This window comes from Extensimonas perlucida (assembly GCF_007655255.1).
Lineage (GTDB): Bacteria > Pseudomonadota > Gammaproteobacteria > Burkholderiales > Burkholderiaceae_C > Extensimonas > Extensimonas perlucida.
Genome location: NZ_VMYE01000004.1, coordinates 50,695 through 69,656, shown reverse-complemented (window position 1 = coordinate 69,656; position 18,962 = coordinate 50,695). Strand labels below are relative to the sequence as shown.

Here is an 18,962-nt window from a genome sequence, read left to right as displayed (position 1 = left end):
AGGATTGCGATGACAGACACGACGGCAACGTCCGCTGAACAAGACTTGGTGGCGCGGTGGCAGAAATACATCCACGCCTCTCCCTACAACCGCGAGCTTGGCGTGCTCCCGCAGGCTGCGCAGCCCGATTGGTTCGTGCTCAAGGTCGATTACAAAGATTTTTTGGTCGGCGACCCGAAAACAGGCGTGATCCATGGCGGCGTCATCACGGCATTGCTCGACGCCGCCTGCGGCTTTTCCATCTTCATGAAGTTGCCGGAACTCAAACCCATGGCGACGCTGGACTTGCGCATGGACTACCTCAAGCCTGCAACGCCGGGGCGCACGATCCTCGGCGGGGCGGTGTGCTACAAGCTCACGTCCGAGCTCGCCTTCGTGCGCGGCGCGGCCTACCACGAGACGCCCGACGAACCCATTGCCATGGCAGTGGGCATTTACATGTTCACCTCGGGGCGCCCGGTGATCACGCAGAAAGTGGAGGGCGTGCAATGAGCTGGGCCGAACGTATCAACCAAGCCTGCGCCAACAACGACTGGCGCCCGCTGATCGACGCCGTGCCGTTTGCGCGTTTTCTGGACCTGCGCATAGACGTCAAGGGCGAAGAGTTCACCTGCATCCTGCCGTTCCAAGAAAAACTCATCGGCAACCCCATCCTGCCGGCCTTGCACGGCGGCGCTACGGGCGGTTTTCTCGAATGCGCAGGGATTTTTTACCTGCTGTGGCACATGGACAGCCAAGAGCTGCCCAAGACCATAGACTTCAGCATCGACTACCTGCGCTCGGGCCGGCCCAAAGACACCTACGCCAATGTCTTCATGGTCAAACAGGGCCAGCGCGTCGCCAACCTGCGTATCCAGGCCTGGCAGGAAAGCCCCGACAAACCCATCGCCCTCGGCCACGGCAATTTCATGCTGCGTGGCTGAGCGCCCACTACAAGTCCAAACCCAGGAGATTTTCATGGCACAAGCCACTTATCGTTCCGTCTTCCGCCCCGGCCTTTTTGCCGGCCAGACCGTGATCGTGACCGGCGGCGGCAGCGGCATAGGCCGCTGCACCGCGCACGAGCTCGCTAACCTCGGCGCCACCGTGGCGCTGGTGGGGCGCAGCATGGACAAACTGCAGAACGTGCAGGCCGAGATCGAGGGCGCTGGCGGCAAGGTCAGCATCCACTCGTGCGACATCCGCGACGAGGCCGGCGTCAAGGCCATGGTGGCCGACGTGCTCGCGCGCCACGGCAAGATCGACGGCTTGGTGAACAACGCGGGCGGCCAATACCCGCAGCCGGCCAAGGACATCAGCTTCAAAGGCTGGGAGGCCGTAGTGCGCAACAACCTCACGGGCGGTTTTCTCGTTGCGCGCGAAGTGTTCAACCAGTGCATGGAGCAGCACGGCGGCGCCATCGTGAACATCATCGCCGACATCTGGGGCGGCATGCCCACCATGGCGCACAGCGGCGCGGCGCGCGCGGGCATGCTGTCGTTCACGGAAACGGCGGCCTGCGAATGGTCGTCTTCGGCAGTGCGTGTGAATGCGGTCGCGCCCGGCTGGATCGCAAGCAGCGGTTTCGACACCTACAGCCCCGAGATGCAGGCCAACTTGCGCTCGCTCAAGACCAAGGTGCCGCTGCAGCGCTACGGCACCGAGGCGGAAATTTCCGCCGCCATCGTGTTCCTGCTCAGCGAGGCTGCGGCGTTCATCACGGGCTCTTGCATCCGTGTCGATGGTGGCGTGCCCAACGCGCGTCCCACCTGGACGCTGCAGCCGCACGACCGCTCCAAACCCTTCGAAGGCTTTTTGCTCGCCAAGCCGCCCAAGTGCTTGAGCGTCAAGGATTGATGCCATGGAAACACAAACATCGCAAGACCTTTCGGCCTATCTGGCGCCAGGAAAATTCGTCGATAGCGACCACCCAGACGTCGTCGCCTTTGCGCGCCGTGTGGCCGACCCTGCCATGTCGCCGCGCGAGATCGCCGTCAAGCTCTACTACGCAGTGCGCGACGAATTCATCTACGACCCGTATTACTTCGACGTTTCCGAGCAGGGACTCAAGGCCAGCCATGTGATCGAGGCCGGGCGCGGCTTTTGCGTCCCCAAGGCCGCCTTGCTTGCAGCCGCCGCGCGCGTGCTCGGCGTGCCGGCGCGCCTGGGCTATGCCGACGTGCGCAACCACCTCACGAGCAAGCGGCTCTACGACATGATGGGCACCGACCTGTTTGTTTTCCATGGCTTTACCGAGCTGTGGATCGACGGTCAATGGCTCAAGGCCACGCCGGCCTTCAACCGCTCGCTATGCGAAAAAGCCGGTATCCATCCGCTCGAGTTCGACGGCAGTGCAGATTCGGTGTTCCACGAGTTCGACGTGAGCGGGCGTAGGCACATGGAATACGTGCGCGATCGCGGCAGCTATGCCGACTTGCCGCGCGAAGAGCTCCTGAAGGCCTGGAGCGAGCACTACAAGTCCTTCTCTGAGTGGGGACAGGTCGCGGCCGAGGCCGGCGCCGACTTCGAAAAAGAGGTGAGGGCTGGGGCGTGAGCGGCCGTCGCGAATTTTCCGGCTTTCCCGGAGGTCCGCTGGTGGCGGACGTGTATGGGCCCGAGGGTGCGCCCGCGGTGCTGCTGCTGCACGGCGGCGGGCAGACGCGCCATGCCTGGGGCAACGCGGCCCAGGTGCTGGGCGCCGCGGGCTGGTACACGGTGGCGCTCGACCTGCCGGGGCACGGCGAAAGTGCCTGGGCGAGCGACGGTGACTACCGCATCGAAACTCTGGCACGCACCATGTGCAATGTCTGGCGCCAGCTCGGCCGGCCGCTCGCCGTGGTCGGCGCCTCGCTCGGCGGCTTGGCGAGCATGGCGGCCGTGGGCCTGCCCGATGCGCCGCCCATCAACGCGCTGGTGCTTGTGGACATTGCACCGCGCATGGAAGAGGCCGGTGTCGATCGCATCGTCAGCTTCATGCGCGCAAAGCCCGAAGGCTTTGTCTCGCTCGAAGAGGCTGCGCAGCACATCGCGGCCTACCGCGGCAAGCCCATGACGGGCCCGCTCGAGGGCCTGAAGAAAAACCTGCGTCTCAATGCGCAGGGTCGCTGGATATGGCATTGGGACCCGCTCATGATGAGCGAATCCAATCACAACCACCGCCGCGATGCAGAAAGCTACGAGCGCGCCTTGCGCGGCCTGCAGGCTCCGACCTTGCTGATCCGTGGCCAGCGCAGCGACGTGATCACCAAGGAAGACGCCGAGGCTTTGGTGAAAACCCTGCCGCAGGCGCGCTTCGTGGACCTGCGCGATGCAGGCCACATGATTGCGGGCGATGCAAACGACGCCTTCACTGCGAGTGTGAGGGACTTTTTGTCCGAGGTGATGCCGCCGTCGTCGGTGCCGGCCGCGGCAATGAACTAGGCGTTCGAGCCGAAACCAGAACATTGGAGGAGACGAACATGGACTTGCGATCTTTCGGTTTGCACGATGCGATTGCGCGCAACGCCTTGGTGCACGGCGCGCGCACGGCGCTGGTATTTGAAGGGCAGCGCAGCACCCACGCCGAGTACGCCGCGCGCGTGGCGCAGCTTGCGGCGGGGCTTGCAGCTGCGGGCGTGGGGCGCGGCGATCGCGTCGCGATCCTGGCGCAAAACTGCCCCGAATACCTAGACCTGTTCGGTGCCGCGGCATCCCTTGGCGCGATCCTCGTGCCCATCAACTGGCGCCTGTCTGCCGAAGAAGTGGCCTACATCGTCGGCGATGTCGCGCCCAAGCTGCTGGTGGCGGCAGACGAGTTCAAATCCCTGCTTCCGGAAAGTCTGGAGGGCGTGGCGTGCTATGGTTTTGGTGGGCAGCAGGCGCCTTGGGGGGCGCTACAGTCGCTGTATGCGCATGATGCAGGCGCGGCAAAGGCACCGCTTGCCCCGCTGAGCGACGACGATGGCGTGGTCATCATCCACACGGCCGCCGTGGGCGGGCGCCCGCGCGGGGCGCTGCTGTCGCACCGCGGCCTGATGCTTGCCGCGATGCAGACCCAGCTCGCCTGGGGCCTGACGCCCAAGGATGTGAACCTGGGCGTGCTGCCGCTTTTTCATGTCGCGGCGATCGGCTTCTGGCTCGCGGCGCAGCTCGCCGGCGGCAGCACGCTGCTGCTCACGCGCTTCGATCCGGCAGCGCTCGTGCGCCACATCGACGCGGATGGCGGCAGCCTGATCGGCACGTTTCCACCCATGCTGGGTGCCTTGCTCGATGCGGCTGCGGCGCAGGGCTCGGCGCTGGCGCATCTGCGCATCGTCTCGGGCATAGACGCGCCCGAGACCTTGCAGCGCTTGCGCACCGTGTGCCCGCATGCGCGCTTTTGGAGCGCCTACGGCCAGACCGAAACCTCGGGCTGGGTCAGCATGGCGCCTTTCGACGAATGCCCGGGCAGCGCGGGACGGCCCGCGGGGCTGAACCGCGTAGCCATCGTCGATGATCTGGACCAGGAGGTGCCGCTGGGCGAAACGGGCGAAATCGTGGTGCGCGGCCCCATGGTGTTCGAGGGCTACTGGCGCCTCGATGAAGACAACGCCTTCACGTTTCGCAACGGCTGGCACCACACGGGCGACATGGGGCGCCTCGATGCCGAGGGTTATCTGTGGTACAGCGGCCGCTCGCCGGCCAAGGAGCTCATCAAGCCTGGTGGTGAAAACGTCTATCCGGCCGAAGTCGAGCGTACCTTGCTCGAACACCCGGCGATCGCCGAGGCCGTAGTGATCGGCGTGCCCGACGCGCAGTGGGGCGAGGCGATCAAGGCGGTCTGCGTGCTCCAGCCGGGGCAGATGGTTTCGGCTGAGGCGCTGATCGAATTCGTCGGCGCCCGCATCGCACGCTACAAAAAGCCCAAGCACGTGGTGTTCGTGCCGGAGCTTCCCAAGGATGCGGCCGGTAAAACCGACCGCACGGCCGTGAAAACCAAACACGGCGGCTTGTGAGTCGGTGATGTCAACCCGGCGTGCTCAAACCGCCATTGACGCTCAGCGTCTGGCCGGTGATCGCGTCGGATTCCGGCCCGGCAAAGAATGCCGCCGCGTTCGCAATGTCCTGGCAATACACCGGAAACAGCATGCGCTTGCGCAGGTTGTCGAGCATGCCTTTGCCGTGGGCGCCGGCTTCGAGGGCTGCCGAGCCCTTGCCCCAGCGCGGCTCGGCGTCCCAGATGTAGCTCATGGCCACGGCGTTCACACGGATGCCGTCGCGCCCAAGCTCGCGCGCGAGCACGCGGCACATCTGCATCATGCCGGCAGTGGCGCCGCCGATGAACGATTCCCCCACCGTGGCCACACGCCCGGCGTCGGTGCCGATGGCGACGATCTTGCCGTGTTTATGGCCTGCCATGACCTGCGCGCAGGCCTGGATCAGGTAGGCGCGCGTGAGCCAGTGGGCGCGGATGTAGCTGTCGAAGTCCTGGTCGCTCATCTCTTTGAAGAGTCGAAACGAGGGCGAATCCGCACTCGCACCCGCGCCGCTGGCCACGAGGATGTCGATGCGACCGTGCTGCTGGGCAACGCGCCCGACCATCGCACGCACGGCCTCGCTCTGGCCCAGGTCGGCAGCCTCGAACGAGGCTTTTCCGCCCTGCGCGGCAATTTCATCCACGACGGCCTGGCCAGCCACGGCATTGCGGCCGTTCACGACCACATGGGCGCCGCGGCGCGCGAGTTCGACGGCGGTGGCGCGGCCTATGAAGGCCGTGGCACCCGTGACGAGGGCAATTTTTCCTTCGAGCGCGCGTGCAGCGCCAGGGCTTGGATGCATGGTGTGTTGTCCTTGACTGGTAGAAACGCCCGATTGTGTGCAAAACGGTGCAATTCGACATAGGGTTTGCCCCAGGATCATCACCAAATACCTTTTTTCAACCACGCACAGGAGACATGCCATGACCCCAACGAACAGCGCTCGGCGCTACAAAACCCACCGCCGCACCATTACCGAGACCGACATCGTCACCTTCGTCAACGTCGTCGGCCTGCATGAGCCTTTTTTCATCGATATGGAATACATCCAGAAGAACATGGAGGGCGCGCACCGCAAACGTTTCGCGCCCGGGCCCATGATCATCTCTCTGGGCATGGGGCTCTTGGCAACCTACGTCTCCGAGATCATCGCAAACACGCTCAAAGAGCAGGATGTGGGCCCGTTTGGCGGCATGACGGGGCTGCAGGCGCGCTTGCGCGGGGCGCTGTTCCCCGGCGACACCATCCACGTGGAATGCGAGCCGCGGCTGCTGCCCAAGACCTCGCGCGGCTACACGCTGATGGAGTTGCAGCATTGGGTGATTAACCAACATGGTGAGGCGATCGCGGACTTCACGGAAACCCTGACTTTCCTTCCAAAGGAAAGCCATTCATCATGAGGTTCCCTGTGTTTTTCACATAGGGATACTGACCGGACCATCACAAAAAAGGAGACAAGCCCATGTTCACATCCCAACTCAGCCCCCAGTTGCAAGCGCGCTATCAGGCGAGCGGCCACTGGCACAACAAGACGCTGCTCGACTACCTCGACGAAGTTGCTCCCTCGCGCCTCGACAAAGTCGCGGTGACCGACATCAACAGCATGACGGGGCGCAAAAACTCTGTCTCTTACAGGCAGCTGCTGCAAACCTCCAAGCGCATCGCCTTGGGGCTGATCTCATTGGGCGTGGAGCGCGGCGACGTGGTTTCTTACCAACTGCCCAACTGGTGGGAATTCGTTGCGCTGCACCTGGCCTGCCTGCACGTGGGCGCCGTCACCAACCCCGTGATGCCGATCTTTCGCCATCGCGAGCTCACTTTCATGCTGGGCCTGGCCGAGAGCAAAGTCATGATCGTGCCGCAGAACTGGCGCGGCTTCGACCACCTGGCGATGGTGCGCGAAATCCAGCCCAACCTGCCCAAGCTTGAGCACGTGTTTGCGATCGGCGGCAGCGGCGACGCCTCGTTCGAGAAATACTTTTTGGAGCGGCGCTGGGAACAGGAAACGCCCGACGCAGAGAAGATGCTCAAGGCGCGGCGCATGCAGCCCAACGAGGTGATGCAGTTGCTCTACACCTCGGGCACCACGGGCGAGCCCAAGGGGGCGCTGCACACCCCGAACACTCACTATGCGAACCTGACGCAGATTGCCAAGCGCATGGAGTTGACGGGCGACCGCGTGTGCTTCATGCCCTCGCCGATGGCGCACCAGACGGGTTTCGGCCTCGGTATGGAGACGCCGCTGATGCTGGGCTGCAAGATCGTTTTGCAGGACGTCTGGGACGCCGAGGTCGGCCTGGGTCGCATCCAGGACGAGGGTGTGAACTTCATGATGGCGGCCACGCCTTTTCTGGCCGACCTGACCGACCATCCGGCGCTGCCAAAGTACGACATTTCTTCGTTGAACGTATTCATCTCCGCTGGTGCGCCCATTCCGCGCGCGCTCGTACAACGCGCGACCGAGCGTCTCAAGGCCCACATCGTCTCGGGCTGGGGCATGACGGAAAACCTGCTCGTGACCACTACGCGCCTGAACGATCCGCCCGAAAAGGTCTTTGGCACCGACGGTGTGCCCATGCCGGGCATGGAAATTCGTGTCATCGATCCGACCGGTCAGGTGCTGGGCGTGGATCAGGAGGGCGAATTGCAGTCGCGTGGCCCTAGCAATTTCGTGGGCTACCTCAAGCGCCCGGAAAAATTCGACACCGACGCCGAAGGCTGGTTCAAGACGGGCGACCTCGCGCGCATAGATGCGGATGGCTACGTGCGTATCACCGGGCGCGCCAAGGACATCATCATCCGTGGCGGCGAGAACGTGCCCGTGGTCGAGGTCGAGCAACTGCTGCACAAGCACCCGGCGATCCAGGTGGCAGTCGTGGTCGGCGTGCCCGACCCGCGCCTGGGCGAGCGCGCCGCCGCCTATGTGATCCTGCGCCATGGGCACAGCTTTACGACGGAAGAGATGCAGCGCTTTTTTGCCGAGCACCAAATGGCCAAGCAATACTGGCCTGAGTTCCTATCCGTTTCTGAAGACCTGCCGCGTACGCCCAGCGGGAAGATCCAGAAATTCCGTCTGCGCGAGATGGCCAAAGAGCAGTTCAAGGCAGCCTAGTAGGTTGTGCATGGCTTGCGCGAACCGGCTTCAGCCAAGGCGTTTGCTTCGTGGAAATACCTCGGCACCCTGGCTTGCGTGAGTCCCATTCCCTTTCCAACATTCCAAGGAGATCAAAAAATGATGGCTTCGCAAATGAGTCAGGACTTGCAAAAAACCTACCAAGCCAGCGGCCACTGGCACAACAAGACGCTGCTCGACTACCTCGACGAAGTTGCTCCCTCGCGCCTCGATAAAGTCGCGGTGACCGACATCAACAGCATGACGGGGCGCAAAAACTCTGTCTCTTACAGGCAGCTGCTGCAAACCTCCAAGCGCATCGCCTTGGGGCTGATCTCATTGGGCGTGGAGCGCGGCGACGTGGTGTCGTACCAGCTGCCCAACTGGTGGGAATTCGTTGCGCTGCACCTGGCCTGCCTGCACGTGGGCGCCGTCACCAACCCCGTGATGCCGATCTTTCGCCATCGCGAGCTCACTTTCATGCTGGGCCTGGCCGAGACCAAAGTCATGATCGTGCCGCAGAACTGGCGCGGCTTCGACCACCTAGCGATGGTGCGCGAAATCCAGCCCAACCTGCCCAAGCTCGAACACGTGTTTGCGGTGGGTGGCAGCGGTGATGCCTCGTTCGAGAAATACTTTTTGGAGCGACGCTGGGAGCAGGAAATCCCCGACGCAGAGAAGATGCTCGCCGCGCGGCGCATGCAGCCCAACGAGGTCATGGAGCTGCTCTACACCTCGGGCACCACGGGCGAGCCCAAGGGGGCTTTGCATACGTCCAACACCCATTTTTCGAACGTCATGACCCTGAGGGAGCGTTTTCGCAGGACCGGAGATCAGGTGTTCTTCATGCCCTCGCCGATGGCACATCAGACGGGCTTCCTCGTGGGTATAGAGCTACCGTTGGCGCTCGGCGGCAAACTGGTGCTGCAGGACGTGTGGGATGCAGAAGTGGGACTCGCCCGGATCCAGGATGAAGGCGTGAATTTCACGATGGCCTCGACGCCCTTCCTCGCCGACCTGACCGATCATCCGGCGCTGCCCAAATACGATTTGTCGAGCTTTGAGATTTTTCTGTGCGGCGGCGCGCCGGTTCCGCGCGCGCTCGTGCAGCGTGCCACTGAGCGTTTGCAGGCGAACATCGTCTCAGTCTGGGGTATGACGGAAAACCTGATCGTGACCACCACGCGCCTCGACGATCCGGCAGAGAAGGTCTTTGGCACCGATGGTCTACCGTTGCCGGGCATGAAAATCCGTGTCGTCGATCCCGCGGGCAGGGTGCTTGGGGTGGATCAGGAAGGTGAGTTGCAATCCTGGGGCCCGAACCACTTCGTGGGCTATTACAAGCGCCCCGAACTTTACGGCATGGACGAAGAGGGTTGGTTCAAGACGGGTGACCTTGCGCGCATAGACGCTGACGGGTACGTGCGCATCACGGGACGCGCCAAGGACATCATCATTCGTGGCGGTGAGAACGTGCCCGTGGTCGAGGTCGAGCAACTGCTGCACAAGCATCCCGCCGTGCAGACTGCAGCGGTGGTGGGCGTGCCCGACCCGCGCCTGGGTGAGCGCGCCGCAGCCTACGTGATCCTGCGTCCTGGGCACAGCTTCACGATGGAGGAGATGCAGCGCTTTTTTGCTGAGCACCAGATGGCCAAGCAATATTGGCCCGAGTTTCTCGCGGTATGTGAAGACGTTCCGCGCACACCCAGCGGCAAGATCCAAAAATTCCGCTTGCGTGAAATGGCCAAAGAGCAGTTCAAAGTGCCCCAGTAATGTAGGCAGTGTGTTTTTTCATTGTCCAAGGAGACTTTTGCATATGTTCGAATCCCAACTGCCCCCCCATCTGCAAGCGCGCTACCAGGCCAGTGGCCACTGGCACAACAAAACGCTGCTCGACTTCCTCGACGAAGTCGCGCCCTCGCGCCTCGATAAAGTCGCGGTGACCGACATCAACAGCATGACGGGGCGCAAAAACTCTGTCTCTTACAGGCAACTGCTGCAAACCTCCAAGCGCATCGCCTTGGGGCTGATCTCATTGGGCGTGGAGCGCGGCGACGTGGTGTCGTACCAGCTGCCCAACTGGTGGGAGTTCGTTGCCTTGCACCTGGCCTGCCTGCACGTGGGCGCCGTCACCAACCCCGTGATGCCGATCTTCCGCCACCGCGAGCTCACTTTCATGCTGGGCCTGGCCGAGAGCAAGGTCATGATCGTGCCGCAAAACTGGCGCGGCTTCGACCACCTGGCGATGGTGCGCGAAATCCAGCCCAACCTGCCCAAGCTTGAACACGTGTTTGCGATCGGCGGCAGCGGCGACGCCTCGTTCGAGAAATACTTTTTGGAGCGGCGCTGGGAGCAGGAAATCCCCGACGCCGAGAAGATGCTCAAAGACCGGCGCATGCAGCCCAACGAGGTCATGGAGCTGCTCTACACCTCGGGCACCACGGGCGAGCCCAAGGGGGCTTTGCATACGTCCAACACCCACTTCGCCAACTTGATGCAGATCGTGCAGCGCAACAAGTTGACCGGCGACCACGTGTTCTTCATGCCCTCGCCGATGGCGCACCAGACGGGCTTCCTCGTGGGCATGGAGTTGCCTCTGTCCCTGGGAGGCAAGATAGTGCTACAAGACATCTGGGATCCAGAGGTCGGCCTGGGCCGCATCCAGGACGAGGGTGTGCACTTCATGATGGCGGCAACGCCCTTCATGGCCGATCTGGCAGATCATCCGGCACTGCCCAAATACGACATCTCCACTTTCGACATCTTTCTGTCCGCCGGTGCACCGATCCCGCGTGCACTCGTGCAGCGTGCTACCGAGCGCCTCAAAGCGCACATCGTCTCGGCCTATGGCATGACGGAAAACCTGCTCGTCACCTCGACCCGGCTCGACGATCCACCCGAGAAAGTGTTCGGCACCGACGGTGTGCCGGTGGCAGGCATGGAGATGCGCATCGTCGATCCCGTGGGCAAGGTGCTGGGTGTCGATGAGGAGGGGCAAATCGAGTCGCGCGGCCCCGGGCAGTTCGTAGGCTACCTCAAGCGCCCGGAAAAATTTGACACCGACGCCGAAGGCTGGTTCAAGACGGGTGACTTGGGCAGGCTCGACGCCGACGGTTACGTGCGCATCACAGGGCGTGCCAAGGACATCATCATCCGCGGGGGCGAAAACATCCCCGTGGTCGAGGTCGAGCAATTGCTGCACAAGCACCCGGCGATCCAAGTCGCTGCCGTGGTCGGCGTGCCCGATCCGCGCCTGGGCGAGCGTGCCGCAGCTTATGTGATCCTGCGCCCCGGACACAGCTTCACGATGGAGGAAATGCGGCGCTTTCTCGAAGAAAACGGCATGGCCAAGCAATACTGGCCCGAATTTTTGGCCGTGTCCGAGGCTTTGCCAAGCACGCCCAGCGGCAAGGTGCAGAAGTTCCGCCTGCGCGAAATGGCCAAGGAGCAGTTCAAGGCCGCGTCCGCATAAGAGCGCCAGTTGTTCCGGCCTGCGTGCTCCCGATGGAGACACATGGGTCGGACGCGTTGCAGTGAAGCCAAGGAGCAAACAAGGAATGACAAAAAGAGAAGCCGTGATCGTCGGCGTGGCCGACTTGCCGCTCAAGGATGGCAAGGTGTGCCGGCCCATGTCGGTGCTCGAAGCGCAGGCGCTGGTGGCGCGCGATGCGCTCAAGGATGCCGGCATTCCCATGAGCGCCGTCGATGGCCTGCTGACGGCGGGCCTGTGGGGCGTGCCCGGGCCGGGCCAGCTGCCGACGGTGACGCTGTCGGAGTATCTGGGCATAACCCCGCGCTTCGTCGATGCCACGAACATCGGCGGTTCGGCCTTCGAGTCGCATGTGGCCCACGCGGCGATGGCGATCGAGGCGGGGCGCTGTGAGGTGGCCCTGATCACCTACGGCAGCCTGCAAAAAAGCGAGCTGAGTCGCAACCTCGCGGGCCGCCCCGCCGTGCTGACCATGCAGTACGAAACCCCCTGGGGCATGCCCACGCCCGTGGGCGGCTATGCGATGGCGGCGCAGCGCCACATGCACGAGTACGGCACCACGTCCGAACAGCTGGCCGAGATTGCCGTGGCCACACGCAAGTGGGCAGCGCTGAACCCTGCCGCCACCATGCGCGAGCCACTCACCATAGACGACGTGCTGCGCAGCACCATGGTGGCCGACCCGCTGCACCTGCTCGACATCTGTCTGGTGACCGATGGCGGCGGCGCCGTGGTCATGACCACAGCCGAGCACGCCAAATCCTTGGGGTGTAAAGCTGTGCACGTGCGCGGCTACGGCGAGTCGCACACGCACTGGACCATCGCCGCCATGCCCGACCTCGCGCGCCTCACGGCGGCCGAAGTCGCGGGGCGTGACGCTTTTGCCATGGCCGGCATAAGCCACGAGGCGATCGACGTGGTGGAGGTGTACGACTCCTTCACCATCACCGTGCTGCTGACGCTCGAGGCGCTGGGCTTTTGCCGGCGCGGCGAAGGCGGGGCTTTTGTCGCGAACCAGCGCACCGCGCCGGGCGGCGCATTCCCGCTCAACACCAACGGCGGCGGCCTGTCTTATGCGCACCCCGGCATGTATGGCATTTTTCTGCTGATCGAGGCCGTGCGCCAGCTGCGCGGCGAATGCGGCCCGCGCCAGGTGCAGGGCGCGCAGACGGCGCTGGTGCACGGTACCGGCGGCACGCTCTCGAGCGGCGCCACCTGCATTCTTTCCACGCGGTGAAGACCATGTACGACAAACCATTGCCCGTCATCGACAGCGAAAGCCGCCCCTACTGGGATGCCCTCAAGCAGCACCGCCTGACGCTCAAGCGCTGCCAGGATTGCGGCAAACACCACTTCTATCCGCGCGCCCTGTGCCCGCATTGCCACTCGGACGCCCTCGAGTGGGTCGATGCGCGCGGCACGGGCACGATCTACAGCTTCACCATTGCGCGCCGCCCGGCCGGGCCGGCTTTCAAGGCCGACACGCCCTATGTGGTAGCCGTGGTCGAGCTCGACGAAGGCGCGCGCATGATGACCAACATCGTGACCGCCGACGTCGATGCCGTGCGCATAGGCCAGCGCGTCAGCGTGCAGTACGAGGATGTGACCGACGAGGTCACGCTGCCGAAATTCCGGCTTGTCTGACCTAAAGGTAACTTCATGGACTTTACGATCGATTCCGACACCCAGGCGATTGCTGAGGCGCTGCTGCGCTTCGTCGAGCGCGAGGTGCTCCCGCTCGAGGAGCAGCACCGTGAGCTGCTGGGCAGCGAGCGCACCATGTTCGACGCGCGGGGCCGTTATGTGCCCGAGGTGCTTGCGCTGCGGCGCCAGGTGCGCATGCGCTCGGCCGAGCTGGGCTTTTACAACCTGTTCGGCGCCGAGTCGCTGGGCGGCGGCGGGCAGGGCGCGCTGGCAATGGCGCACATCCAGGAGGCGCTGAACCACCGCGTGGGGCCGGCCCATCCGCTGGTGCAGACCGTGGTGATTTCGTCCCCCTTCACCAACGGCTTGTCGCCGGTGCTGCGCTATCTGAAGCCCGAAGTGTTTGCGCTCTATGGCGCAGGCATTGCAAGCGGCGAAAAAACGCTGTGCTTCGGCCTGAGCGAGCCCGACGCGGGGTCGGACGTGTTCGGCATGAAGACGCGCGCTGTGCGCGATGGTGATGAGTGGGTGATCACCGGCACCAAGCAGTGGATCACCAATTCGCCCTATGCCGACTACGCGATGGTGTTCGCGCTCACCGACCCCGAGGCCGCGGCGCGCCACAAGGGCGGCGTGACGGGGTTTTTCGTCGATACGCGCGCGCCGGGCTTTGCCGTGCCGCGCGTCATCAACACCATGGGGCATCTGGGCGGCGACACGGGCGTGATCGTGCTCGAGGGCGTGCGCGTGCGCGATGACCACCGGCTCGGTGAAGTCGGTCGCGGCCTGCAAGTGGCCATGGACGGCGTCAACACGGGGCGCATGGGCATGGCAGCGTCGTGTCTGGGGCTGGCGCGCTGGGCGCTCGACCAGGCGACCGAATACGCCAAGGTGCGCAAGACCTTTGGTGTGCCGATTGCCGAGCACCAGGCGATCCAGTTCATGCTCGCCGAGAGCGCGATGGACATCTACGCGGCCAAGAACATGATTCAGAACTGCGCCTGGCGCCTGGACACGGGGCGCAATGCGACCGCGCAGGTCAGCATGGTCAAGGCCTTCTCGACCGAAATGCTGGGCCGTGTGATGGATCGCAGCATCCAGATCCACGGCGGCATGGGCCTGACGAACGAGCTGCGCCTCGAAGAGGGCTACCGCTATGCACGTGTGATGCGCATCCCCGACGGCACGGCAGAAATCCAGCGCCGCACCATCGCGCGCCAATTGCTCGGCGGCCATGTCGACTTGTAAATACAGGCATGCGGCCCGCAGGCCGCAAGGAGACGAAAATGAAAGACCATGAATTCATGGCGGGCGGCCACCGCCTCGCGGCAAGCACCTGGGGCGAGGTCGGTGGTGAGCGGCCCACCATCGTGATGATGCATGGCGGGCTCGACTGCATCGCCACCTGGAAAGACCTGCCGCAAGTGATCGCCGAGGCCACGGGTTGGCCGGTGCTCGCTTACGACCGCTACGGCTATGGCCGCTCCGAGCCGCTGGTGGGCGGGCGCGAGCCCAGCTACCGGCGCGAGGAGGCCGGGCCGGTGCTCGGTGAGGTGCTGCGCCACTTCGGTATCCGCAAGGCGTTGATGTTCGGCCACAGCGACGGCGGCGCGATGTCGGTGCTGGCCGCGGCGGCGCATCCAGACGTGGTCTGCGGCGCCATGGGCTGCTCGCCCACCATCGCCATAGATCAGTTCATGGTCGATGCCATGGCAAACGCGCGGCGCGCCTACGAGCAAGAGGGCCTGCGCGAAAAGCTCGAGCGCTACCACGGCGCGGGCACGGACGCGATGTTTTGGGGCTGGTTCAACGCCTGGGCGAGCCAAAAGGCCCTTGAATGGAACATGAGCGCCGAAATCGCCGCGGTGCGCTGCCCGGTATCCGCGCTGTTCGGCAACCAGGACGAATACGGTTGGCGCCCGAGCGCCCTGGCCTTGTTCACGCATGGAAACATGGGGCTCGAAGTGCTCGCGCTGGCCGGGCAGGGGCACCACCCGCAGCAGCGCGCGCGCGGCGAGACCATTGCGCAGTTGCAGCGTCTGATCGCAAGCATCGAACAGACGTGAACGCTATTGCTTGGCGCGCTGCGGTGCGCCAAGCGGCGGTACTGCATGCAGGGGATTGGCGAGGTTCAGTTCAGTCCGCGCAGCACGAGGCGGGCGTGGCCAGCATGCCTGCGAGCGGCGAGAGGTCGGTCAGATCCTCGAGCTGCGCCACCAGCGCAATCAGGCGCGTGCTTTGCGCCGCGCCGAGCACCGGATCGACGAGGCGGTGAAATTTTTCCTCGAGGCGCTGCTGCTGCGCCTGCAGGTCGCTTGCGGGTCGGCCGCTGTCGTGCTGCTGGCGCAGCGTGGCGCCGCTCGCCGTGTACACGATCACTTCGCTGAGCGTGAGGCCCGGACATTCGGGGACGAGCTCCACCGTGATGCGCTGGCGCAGCGCGGCGAGCTCGGGCTGGCCCACGGATTCGTCGGCGTAGGCGTCGAGGCCGGCCGTGTCCACGCCGGCCAGCGCCATGGCGACGGTGTGGCGCAGGCTGAACTTGGCTTCCAGGCCCGTGCGCGGCTCGGGGATGTTGCACACGCCCTCGCTGCTCGCACCCACGCGCACCTGCACGCGCGCGACGTCCGCAGGGGTGAGCTGGTGCTGGGCGCGCAGCTGGCGCGCGGCCTCGATCGCGGCGTGCGTGCCGTAGCAGGCCGCATGGAACTTGAACAGGTTGTTGTGCAGGTGCCAGCCGCCCGAGGGCTCGGCCAGTGCAATCTCCAGGCTGGGCGTGCCGCCGTGCGTGGCGATCAGGCCCTGCGGGCATTCGAGCGCGTCGGGGCGGCTCGTGAAGCCGCGCGCGGCGAGCAAGGCCGCATGCAAGCCCTCGGCGCTCGCGCGGCCTGCGTGCAAGGGCTTGCACATGGTGCCGAACATGGACTTGAGGCCCGCGGCCATGGTGCTTGCGATGCCCAGGGCCGTGGCCGTGTCTTCGGCGTCCAGGCGCAGCAGGTGTGCGCAGGCTGCGGCGGAGCCCAGCGTGCCCAGCGTGGCCGTGGTGTGGAAGCCGCGCGCGTATTGCGCGTCGCCGCTCGTGCGCCCTATGCGGCACATGGTTTCGTAACCGGCGACAAAGGAGGTCAGAAAGTCACGCCCGCTCGCGCCGCGCGTCTCGGCCAATGCGAGCAGTGCCGGGATCAACGCGACCGAAGGGTGGCCCGTGCAGGCCATGTTGACGTCGTCGTAGTCGAGTGCGTGCGAGGCCGCGCCGTTGATCAGCGCGGCCTGCCGGCTCGCAGTGGCGAGCGCGTGGCCTATCACCGTGGCCTGGGCGTGGCCGCCTTGCTCGCGCGCTTCTTCGGCGAGCATGTGCACGAGCGGCTCGCAGGCGCCCGCGAGCGCCACGCCTATCCAGTCGAGCAGGCATTGCCGTGCGAGCAGGCGCACGGCGGGTGGCAGATCGGTGTAGCGCAGCGCCGCGCTGCGCGCGGCGAGTGCGCGTGTGAGCCCGGGCGCCGTGGCCGCAGGCGCTGTAGCAACGTCAGGGGCAATGGCGGCGGGCGTGCTCATGTCAGCGTCCTTTCCAGACGGGTTTGCGTTTTTCGCGGAAGGAGCGCGGGCCTTCGAGCGCGTCTTCGCTCAGGTACACCGTGGCAAAGGCGTGGTTCGAGGCGCGCAGCGCCGCGGTGCGGCCCATTTCGGTCGAAAGGCGCACCATCTCCTTGGCCGCGCGCACCGTGAGCGGCGCGTTCGCCATGAGCTTTTGCGCGAGCTCGACCGCGCCCTGCACGGCCTGGCCCTTGGGCATCAGGCGGTTGATGTAGCCGAGCTCGTAGGCGCGCTGCGCGCTCAAAGGGTCGCCCGTCATCGCGACTTCCATGAGGATGCGCTGCGGCAGCATGTGGATCACGGGAGACGCCCAGGGCATGCCGCGGCCGACCTTGGCTTCGGTGATGGCGAACTTGGCGGTCTCGTCGGCCACGCACAGGTCGCACATCTGCGCGAGCAGCCAGCCGCCCGCGTAGGCGTAGCCGTGCACGGCGGCGATCACGGGTTTGGTGACTTCGATGTTGTCGCCGAGCACCGGCATGAAGCCCGGTGGCGGGATGCGCAGCTGCGTGTCGGCGGCCTCGACCAGGTCCATGCCGGCGCAGAAGTTTTCGCCAGCGCCTGAAAGAATGGCGATCTGCGCCGTTTCGTCGGCCTCGAAGCGGCGCCAGATGTCGAAAAAGCCTTGGCGTACCGCGTTGCTCAGGGCGTTGCGGCGCTCGGGCCGGTTGATGGTGATGAAGGCGATGCCGTCTTTGACTTCGTACAGAAGCTCGTTGCTGCTCATGGGAAACGTCTCCGTGGGGCGGTGGTTGGGAAGAAAAAAGCAGACTATCAAACGATTGTTTGGTATTCTGACCCACTTTGGAAGTATAGAGGCAGGGCAAAAACCTTGGCTCTGCCAGTACGCAAGCAAGTGTGCAACCAGGAGACTGAAAACAATGGCGGAAACGGCGCAAACGCGGTCTGAAAGCGCGTCAGAAGCTCACACAAAAGAAGCATCCACAGCCGCTGCGGCAAAAGCCCGAGGCGACTCTGGCCCGCTCGCGGGCGTGCGCGTGATCGACCTGAGCGCGGTGCTCATGGGGCCTTATGCGACGCAGATTTTGGGCGACCACGGCGCCGACGTGGTGAAGATCGAATCGCCCGAGGGCGACTCCACGCGCGCGATCGGGCCGGCGCGCCATGCGGGCATGGGGCCCATGTTTTTGCACCTGAACCGCAACAAGCGCAGTGTGGTGCTGGACTTGAAGACGCCCGCCGGCAAGGCCGCGATGCGCCGGCTGCTCGAGAGCGCCGACGTGTTCGTGCACAACCTGCGCCCGGCCTCGGTGGCGCGGCTGGGGTTCGACTACGACAGCGTGGCCGCGATCAACCCGCGCATCATCTGGTGCGGCGTCTATGGCTATGGCGAAGAGGGCCCTTACGCGGGGCGGCCGGCCTACGATGACCTGATCCAGGGCGCCGTGGGCGTGGCGGCATTGCAAAAGCGCGCGGGCGCCGAGGTGCCGCGCTATGCGCCGCTCAACATCGCCGACCGCATGACCGGCCTGCACGCCGCGCACAGCGTGGCCATGGCGCTCTTTGCGCGCGAGCGCACAGGGCGCGGCTGCCGCATCGACATCCCCATGTTCGAAACCATGGTGGGCGTGGTGCTGTCCGACCACATCTACGGCCGCACCTTTGTGCCACCCACGGGCGAGGCCGGCTACAGCCGTTTGCTCTCGCCGAGCCGCCGGCCCTACGAAACCAGCGACGGGTATCTGTGTGCGATGGTCTATAACGACGGCCAGTGGCAGCGCTTTCTGCGGGGTATCGGCCGAGAGGATTTGCTGACCGACGCGCGCTTTGCGAGCCTGGCGAACCGCACGCGCCATATCGACGAGGTCTATGGCTTTCTCGCGCAGACGCTGCGCACGCAAAGCACCGAGCATTGGCTCGAGTTTTTTGCGCGCATCGATCTGCCTGCGGGGCCGGTCAACACCATAGAAGATCTGTTCGACGACCCGCAGCTTGCGGCGGTGGGCTTTTTCCAGCAGGTCGAGCACCCGAGCGAAGGGCCCATGCGCACCTTCGGGACGGCGGCGCGTTGGGTCGGTTACGAGGTCGGCGCGCTCGCGCCGGCGCCGCGCCTGGGCCAGCACACCGAAGAGGTGCTGCGCGAATGCGGCTTTGATCCGCGCCAGCTCGACAATGAATTTAAATAGGA

General features: G+C 64.7%; 18 protein-coding genes. 15 read left to right on the top strand and 3 right to left on the bottom strand.

Going from position 1 to position 18,962, the window contains the following annotated elements; genetic code table 11:
• The first annotated feature begins 9 nt into the window (after positions 1-9).
• Genes FK527_RS05455 through FK527_RS05430 form a run of 6 tightly spaced genes read left to right on the top strand, consistent with a single transcriptional unit; the run spans position 10 to position 4,952 of the window.
• Complete coding sequence (locus FK527_RS05455) at positions 10-492, top strand: PaaI family thioesterase (RefSeq protein ID WP_144730853.1); 483 nt, start codon at positions 10-12, stop codon at positions 490-492.
• The gene (locus tag FK527_RS05450; RefSeq protein ID WP_144730851.1) at positions 489-923 is read left to right on the top strand and encodes a PaaI family thioesterase; all 435 of its coding nucleotides are present in this window, start codon (positions 489-491) and stop codon (positions 921-923) included. Before FK527_RS05455 ends, FK527_RS05450 begins: the two co-directional genes overlap by 4 nt.
• A 34-nt stretch (positions 924-957) precedes the next feature.
• Positions 958-1,836 carry an SDR family oxidoreductase gene (locus FK527_RS05445; protein WP_144730849.1) on the top strand — a complete coding sequence of 293 codons (879 nt, stop codon included), beginning with the start codon at positions 958-960 and terminating at the stop codon, positions 1,834-1,836.
• 4 nt (positions 1,837-1,840) lie between these two features.
• Positions 1,841-2,533 carry a transglutaminase-like domain-containing protein gene (locus FK527_RS05440; protein WP_144730847.1) on the top strand — a complete coding sequence of 231 codons (693 nt, stop codon included), beginning with the start codon at positions 1,841-1,843 and terminating at the stop codon, positions 2,531-2,533.
• A complete protein-coding gene (locus FK527_RS05435; RefSeq protein WP_144730845.1) occupies positions 2,530-3,399 on the top strand; it encodes an alpha/beta fold hydrolase in 870 nt (289 codons plus the stop codon). The genes FK527_RS05440 and FK527_RS05435 overlap by 4 nt, the downstream gene beginning before the upstream one ends.
• A 38-nt stretch (positions 3,400-3,437) precedes the next feature.
• Complete coding sequence (locus FK527_RS05430) at positions 3,438-4,952, top strand: AMP-binding protein (RefSeq protein ID WP_144730843.1); 1,515 nt, start codon at positions 3,438-3,440, stop codon at positions 4,950-4,952.
• A 10-nt stretch (positions 4,953-4,962) separates the two neighbouring features.
• Here FK527_RS05430 and FK527_RS05425 read toward each other — a convergent pair whose 3' ends face one another.
• Complete coding sequence (locus FK527_RS05425; RefSeq protein WP_186298391.1) at positions 4,963-5,775, bottom strand: SDR family NAD(P)-dependent oxidoreductase; 813 nt, start codon at positions 5,773-5,775, stop codon at positions 4,963-4,965.
• A gap of 121 nt (positions 5,776-5,896) precedes the next feature.
• On the opposite strand from FK527_RS05425, the gene FK527_RS05420 reads away from it, so the two are divergent.
• From FK527_RS05420 to FK527_RS05385, 8 genes are all read left to right on the top strand, one after another.
• Complete coding sequence (locus FK527_RS05420; RefSeq protein WP_144730839.1) at positions 5,897-6,373, top strand: MaoC family dehydratase; 477 nt, start codon at positions 5,897-5,899, stop codon at positions 6,371-6,373.
• A 62-nt stretch (positions 6,374-6,435) separates the two neighbouring features.
• Positions 6,436-8,085, top strand: a complete 1,650-nt coding sequence (locus tag FK527_RS05415; protein WP_144730837.1) for a cyclohexanecarboxylate-CoA ligase — start codon at positions 6,436-6,438, stop codon at positions 8,083-8,085.
• 120 nt (positions 8,086-8,205) lie between these two features.
• Positions 8,206-9,858 carry a cyclohexanecarboxylate-CoA ligase gene (locus FK527_RS05410; protein ID WP_144730835.1) on the top strand — a complete coding sequence of 551 codons (1,653 nt, stop codon included), beginning with the start codon at positions 8,206-8,208 and terminating at the stop codon, positions 9,856-9,858.
• A gap of 43 nt (positions 9,859-9,901) precedes the next feature.
• Positions 9,902-11,557, top strand: coding sequence for a cyclohexanecarboxylate-CoA ligase (locus tag FK527_RS05405; protein WP_144730833.1), 1,656 nt, complete (start codon positions 9,902-9,904; stop codon positions 11,555-11,557).
• Positions 11,558-11,642: 85 nt separating this feature from the next.
• Positions 11,643-12,812 carry an acetyl-CoA acetyltransferase gene (locus tag FK527_RS05400; RefSeq protein ID WP_144730832.1) on the top strand — a complete coding sequence of 390 codons (1,170 nt, stop codon included), beginning with the start codon at positions 11,643-11,645 and terminating at the stop codon, positions 12,810-12,812.
• Between the two features lie 5 nt (positions 12,813-12,817).
• Positions 12,818-13,219 carry a Zn-ribbon domain-containing OB-fold protein gene (locus FK527_RS05395; protein WP_144730831.1) on the top strand — a complete coding sequence of 134 codons (402 nt, stop codon included), beginning with the start codon at positions 12,818-12,820 and terminating at the stop codon, positions 13,217-13,219.
• 15 nt (positions 13,220-13,234) lie between these two features.
• Positions 13,235-14,467: an acyl-CoA dehydrogenase family protein gene (locus tag FK527_RS05390; protein WP_144730830.1), complete on the top strand. Its 1,233-nt coding sequence runs from the start codon at positions 13,235-13,237 to the stop codon at positions 14,465-14,467.
• A 38-nt stretch (positions 14,468-14,505) separates the two neighbouring features.
• Positions 14,506-15,285, top strand: a complete 780-nt coding sequence (locus FK527_RS05385) for an alpha/beta fold hydrolase (RefSeq protein WP_186298390.1) — start codon at positions 14,506-14,508, stop codon at positions 15,283-15,285.
• A 70-nt stretch (positions 15,286-15,355) separates the two neighbouring features.
• Here the strand turns inward: FK527_RS05385 and FK527_RS05380 are convergent, their stop codons facing one another.
• Both FK527_RS05380 and FK527_RS05375 read right to left on the bottom strand, forming a co-directional pair.
• Entirely contained in the window at positions 15,356-16,774 is a 1,419-nt protein-coding gene (locus FK527_RS05380; protein ID WP_144730828.1) for an MmgE/PrpD family protein, read from the bottom strand.
• 1 nt (position 16,775) lies between these two features.
• Positions 16,776-17,540, bottom strand: a complete 765-nt coding sequence (locus FK527_RS05375) for an enoyl-CoA hydratase-related protein (RefSeq protein WP_144730827.1) — start codon at positions 17,538-17,540, stop codon at positions 16,776-16,778.
• Between the two features lie 154 nt (positions 17,541-17,694).
• Here FK527_RS05375 and FK527_RS05370 point away from each other — a divergent pair, with 154 nt between their 5' ends.
• Positions 17,695-18,960 (top strand): CaiB/BaiF CoA transferase family protein, encoded by a 1,266-nt coding sequence (locus tag FK527_RS05370; RefSeq protein WP_144730826.1) that lies wholly within the window; start codon positions 17,695-17,697, stop codon positions 18,958-18,960.
• The last annotated feature ends 2 nt before the right edge of the window (positions 18,961-18,962 follow it).

What these genes read in the sequence shown, in the direction of transcription:
- FK527_RS05455 (WP_144730853.1), top strand. Translation starts at nt 10, where the DNA reads ATGACAGACACGACGGCAACGTCCGCTGAACAAGACTTGGTGGCGCGG.
- FK527_RS05450 (WP_144730851.1), top strand. Translation starts at nt 489, where the DNA reads ATGAGCTGGGCCGAACGTATCAACCAAGCCTGCGCCAACAACGACTGG.
- FK527_RS05445 (WP_144730849.1), top strand. Translation starts at nt 958, where the DNA reads ATGGCACAAGCCACTTATCGTTCCGTCTTCCGCCCCGGCCTTTTTGCC.
- FK527_RS05440 (WP_144730847.1), top strand. Translation starts at nt 1,841, where the DNA reads ATGGAAACACAAACATCGCAAGACCTTTCGGCCTATCTGGCGCCAGGA.
- FK527_RS05430 (WP_144730843.1), top strand. Translation starts at nt 3,438, where the DNA reads ATGGACTTGCGATCTTTCGGTTTGCACGATGCGATTGCGCGCAACGCC.
- FK527_RS05425 (WP_186298391.1), bottom strand. Translation starts at nt 5,775, where the DNA reads ATGCATCCAAGCCCTGGCGCTGCACGCGCGCTCGAAGGAAAAATTGCC.
- FK527_RS05420 (WP_144730839.1), top strand. Translation starts at nt 5,897, where the DNA reads ATGACCCCAACGAACAGCGCTCGGCGCTACAAAACCCACCGCCGCACC.
- FK527_RS05415 (WP_144730837.1), top strand. Translation starts at nt 6,436, where the DNA reads ATGTTCACATCCCAACTCAGCCCCCAGTTGCAAGCGCGCTATCAGGCG.
- FK527_RS05410 (WP_144730835.1), top strand. Translation starts at nt 8,206, where the DNA reads ATGATGGCTTCGCAAATGAGTCAGGACTTGCAAAAAACCTACCAAGCC.
- FK527_RS05405 (WP_144730833.1), top strand. Translation starts at nt 9,902, where the DNA reads ATGTTCGAATCCCAACTGCCCCCCCATCTGCAAGCGCGCTACCAGGCC.
- FK527_RS05400 (WP_144730832.1), top strand. Translation starts at nt 11,643, where the DNA reads ATGACAAAAAGAGAAGCCGTGATCGTCGGCGTGGCCGACTTGCCGCTC.
- FK527_RS05395 (WP_144730831.1), top strand. Translation starts at nt 12,818, where the DNA reads ATGTACGACAAACCATTGCCCGTCATCGACAGCGAAAGCCGCCCCTAC.
- FK527_RS05390 (WP_144730830.1), top strand. Translation starts at nt 13,235, where the DNA reads ATGGACTTTACGATCGATTCCGACACCCAGGCGATTGCTGAGGCGCTG.
- FK527_RS05385 (WP_186298390.1), top strand. Translation starts at nt 14,506, where the DNA reads ATGAAAGACCATGAATTCATGGCGGGCGGCCACCGCCTCGCGGCAAGC.
- FK527_RS05380 (WP_144730828.1), bottom strand. Translation starts at nt 16,774, where the DNA reads ATGAGCACGCCCGCCGCCATTGCCCCTGACGTTGCTACAGCGCCTGCG.
- FK527_RS05375 (WP_144730827.1), bottom strand. Translation starts at nt 17,540, where the DNA reads ATGAGCAGCAACGAGCTTCTGTACGAAGTCAAAGACGGCATCGCCTTC.
- FK527_RS05370 (WP_144730826.1), top strand. Translation starts at nt 17,695, where the DNA reads ATGGCGGAAACGGCGCAAACGCGGTCTGAAAGCGCGTCAGAAGCTCAC.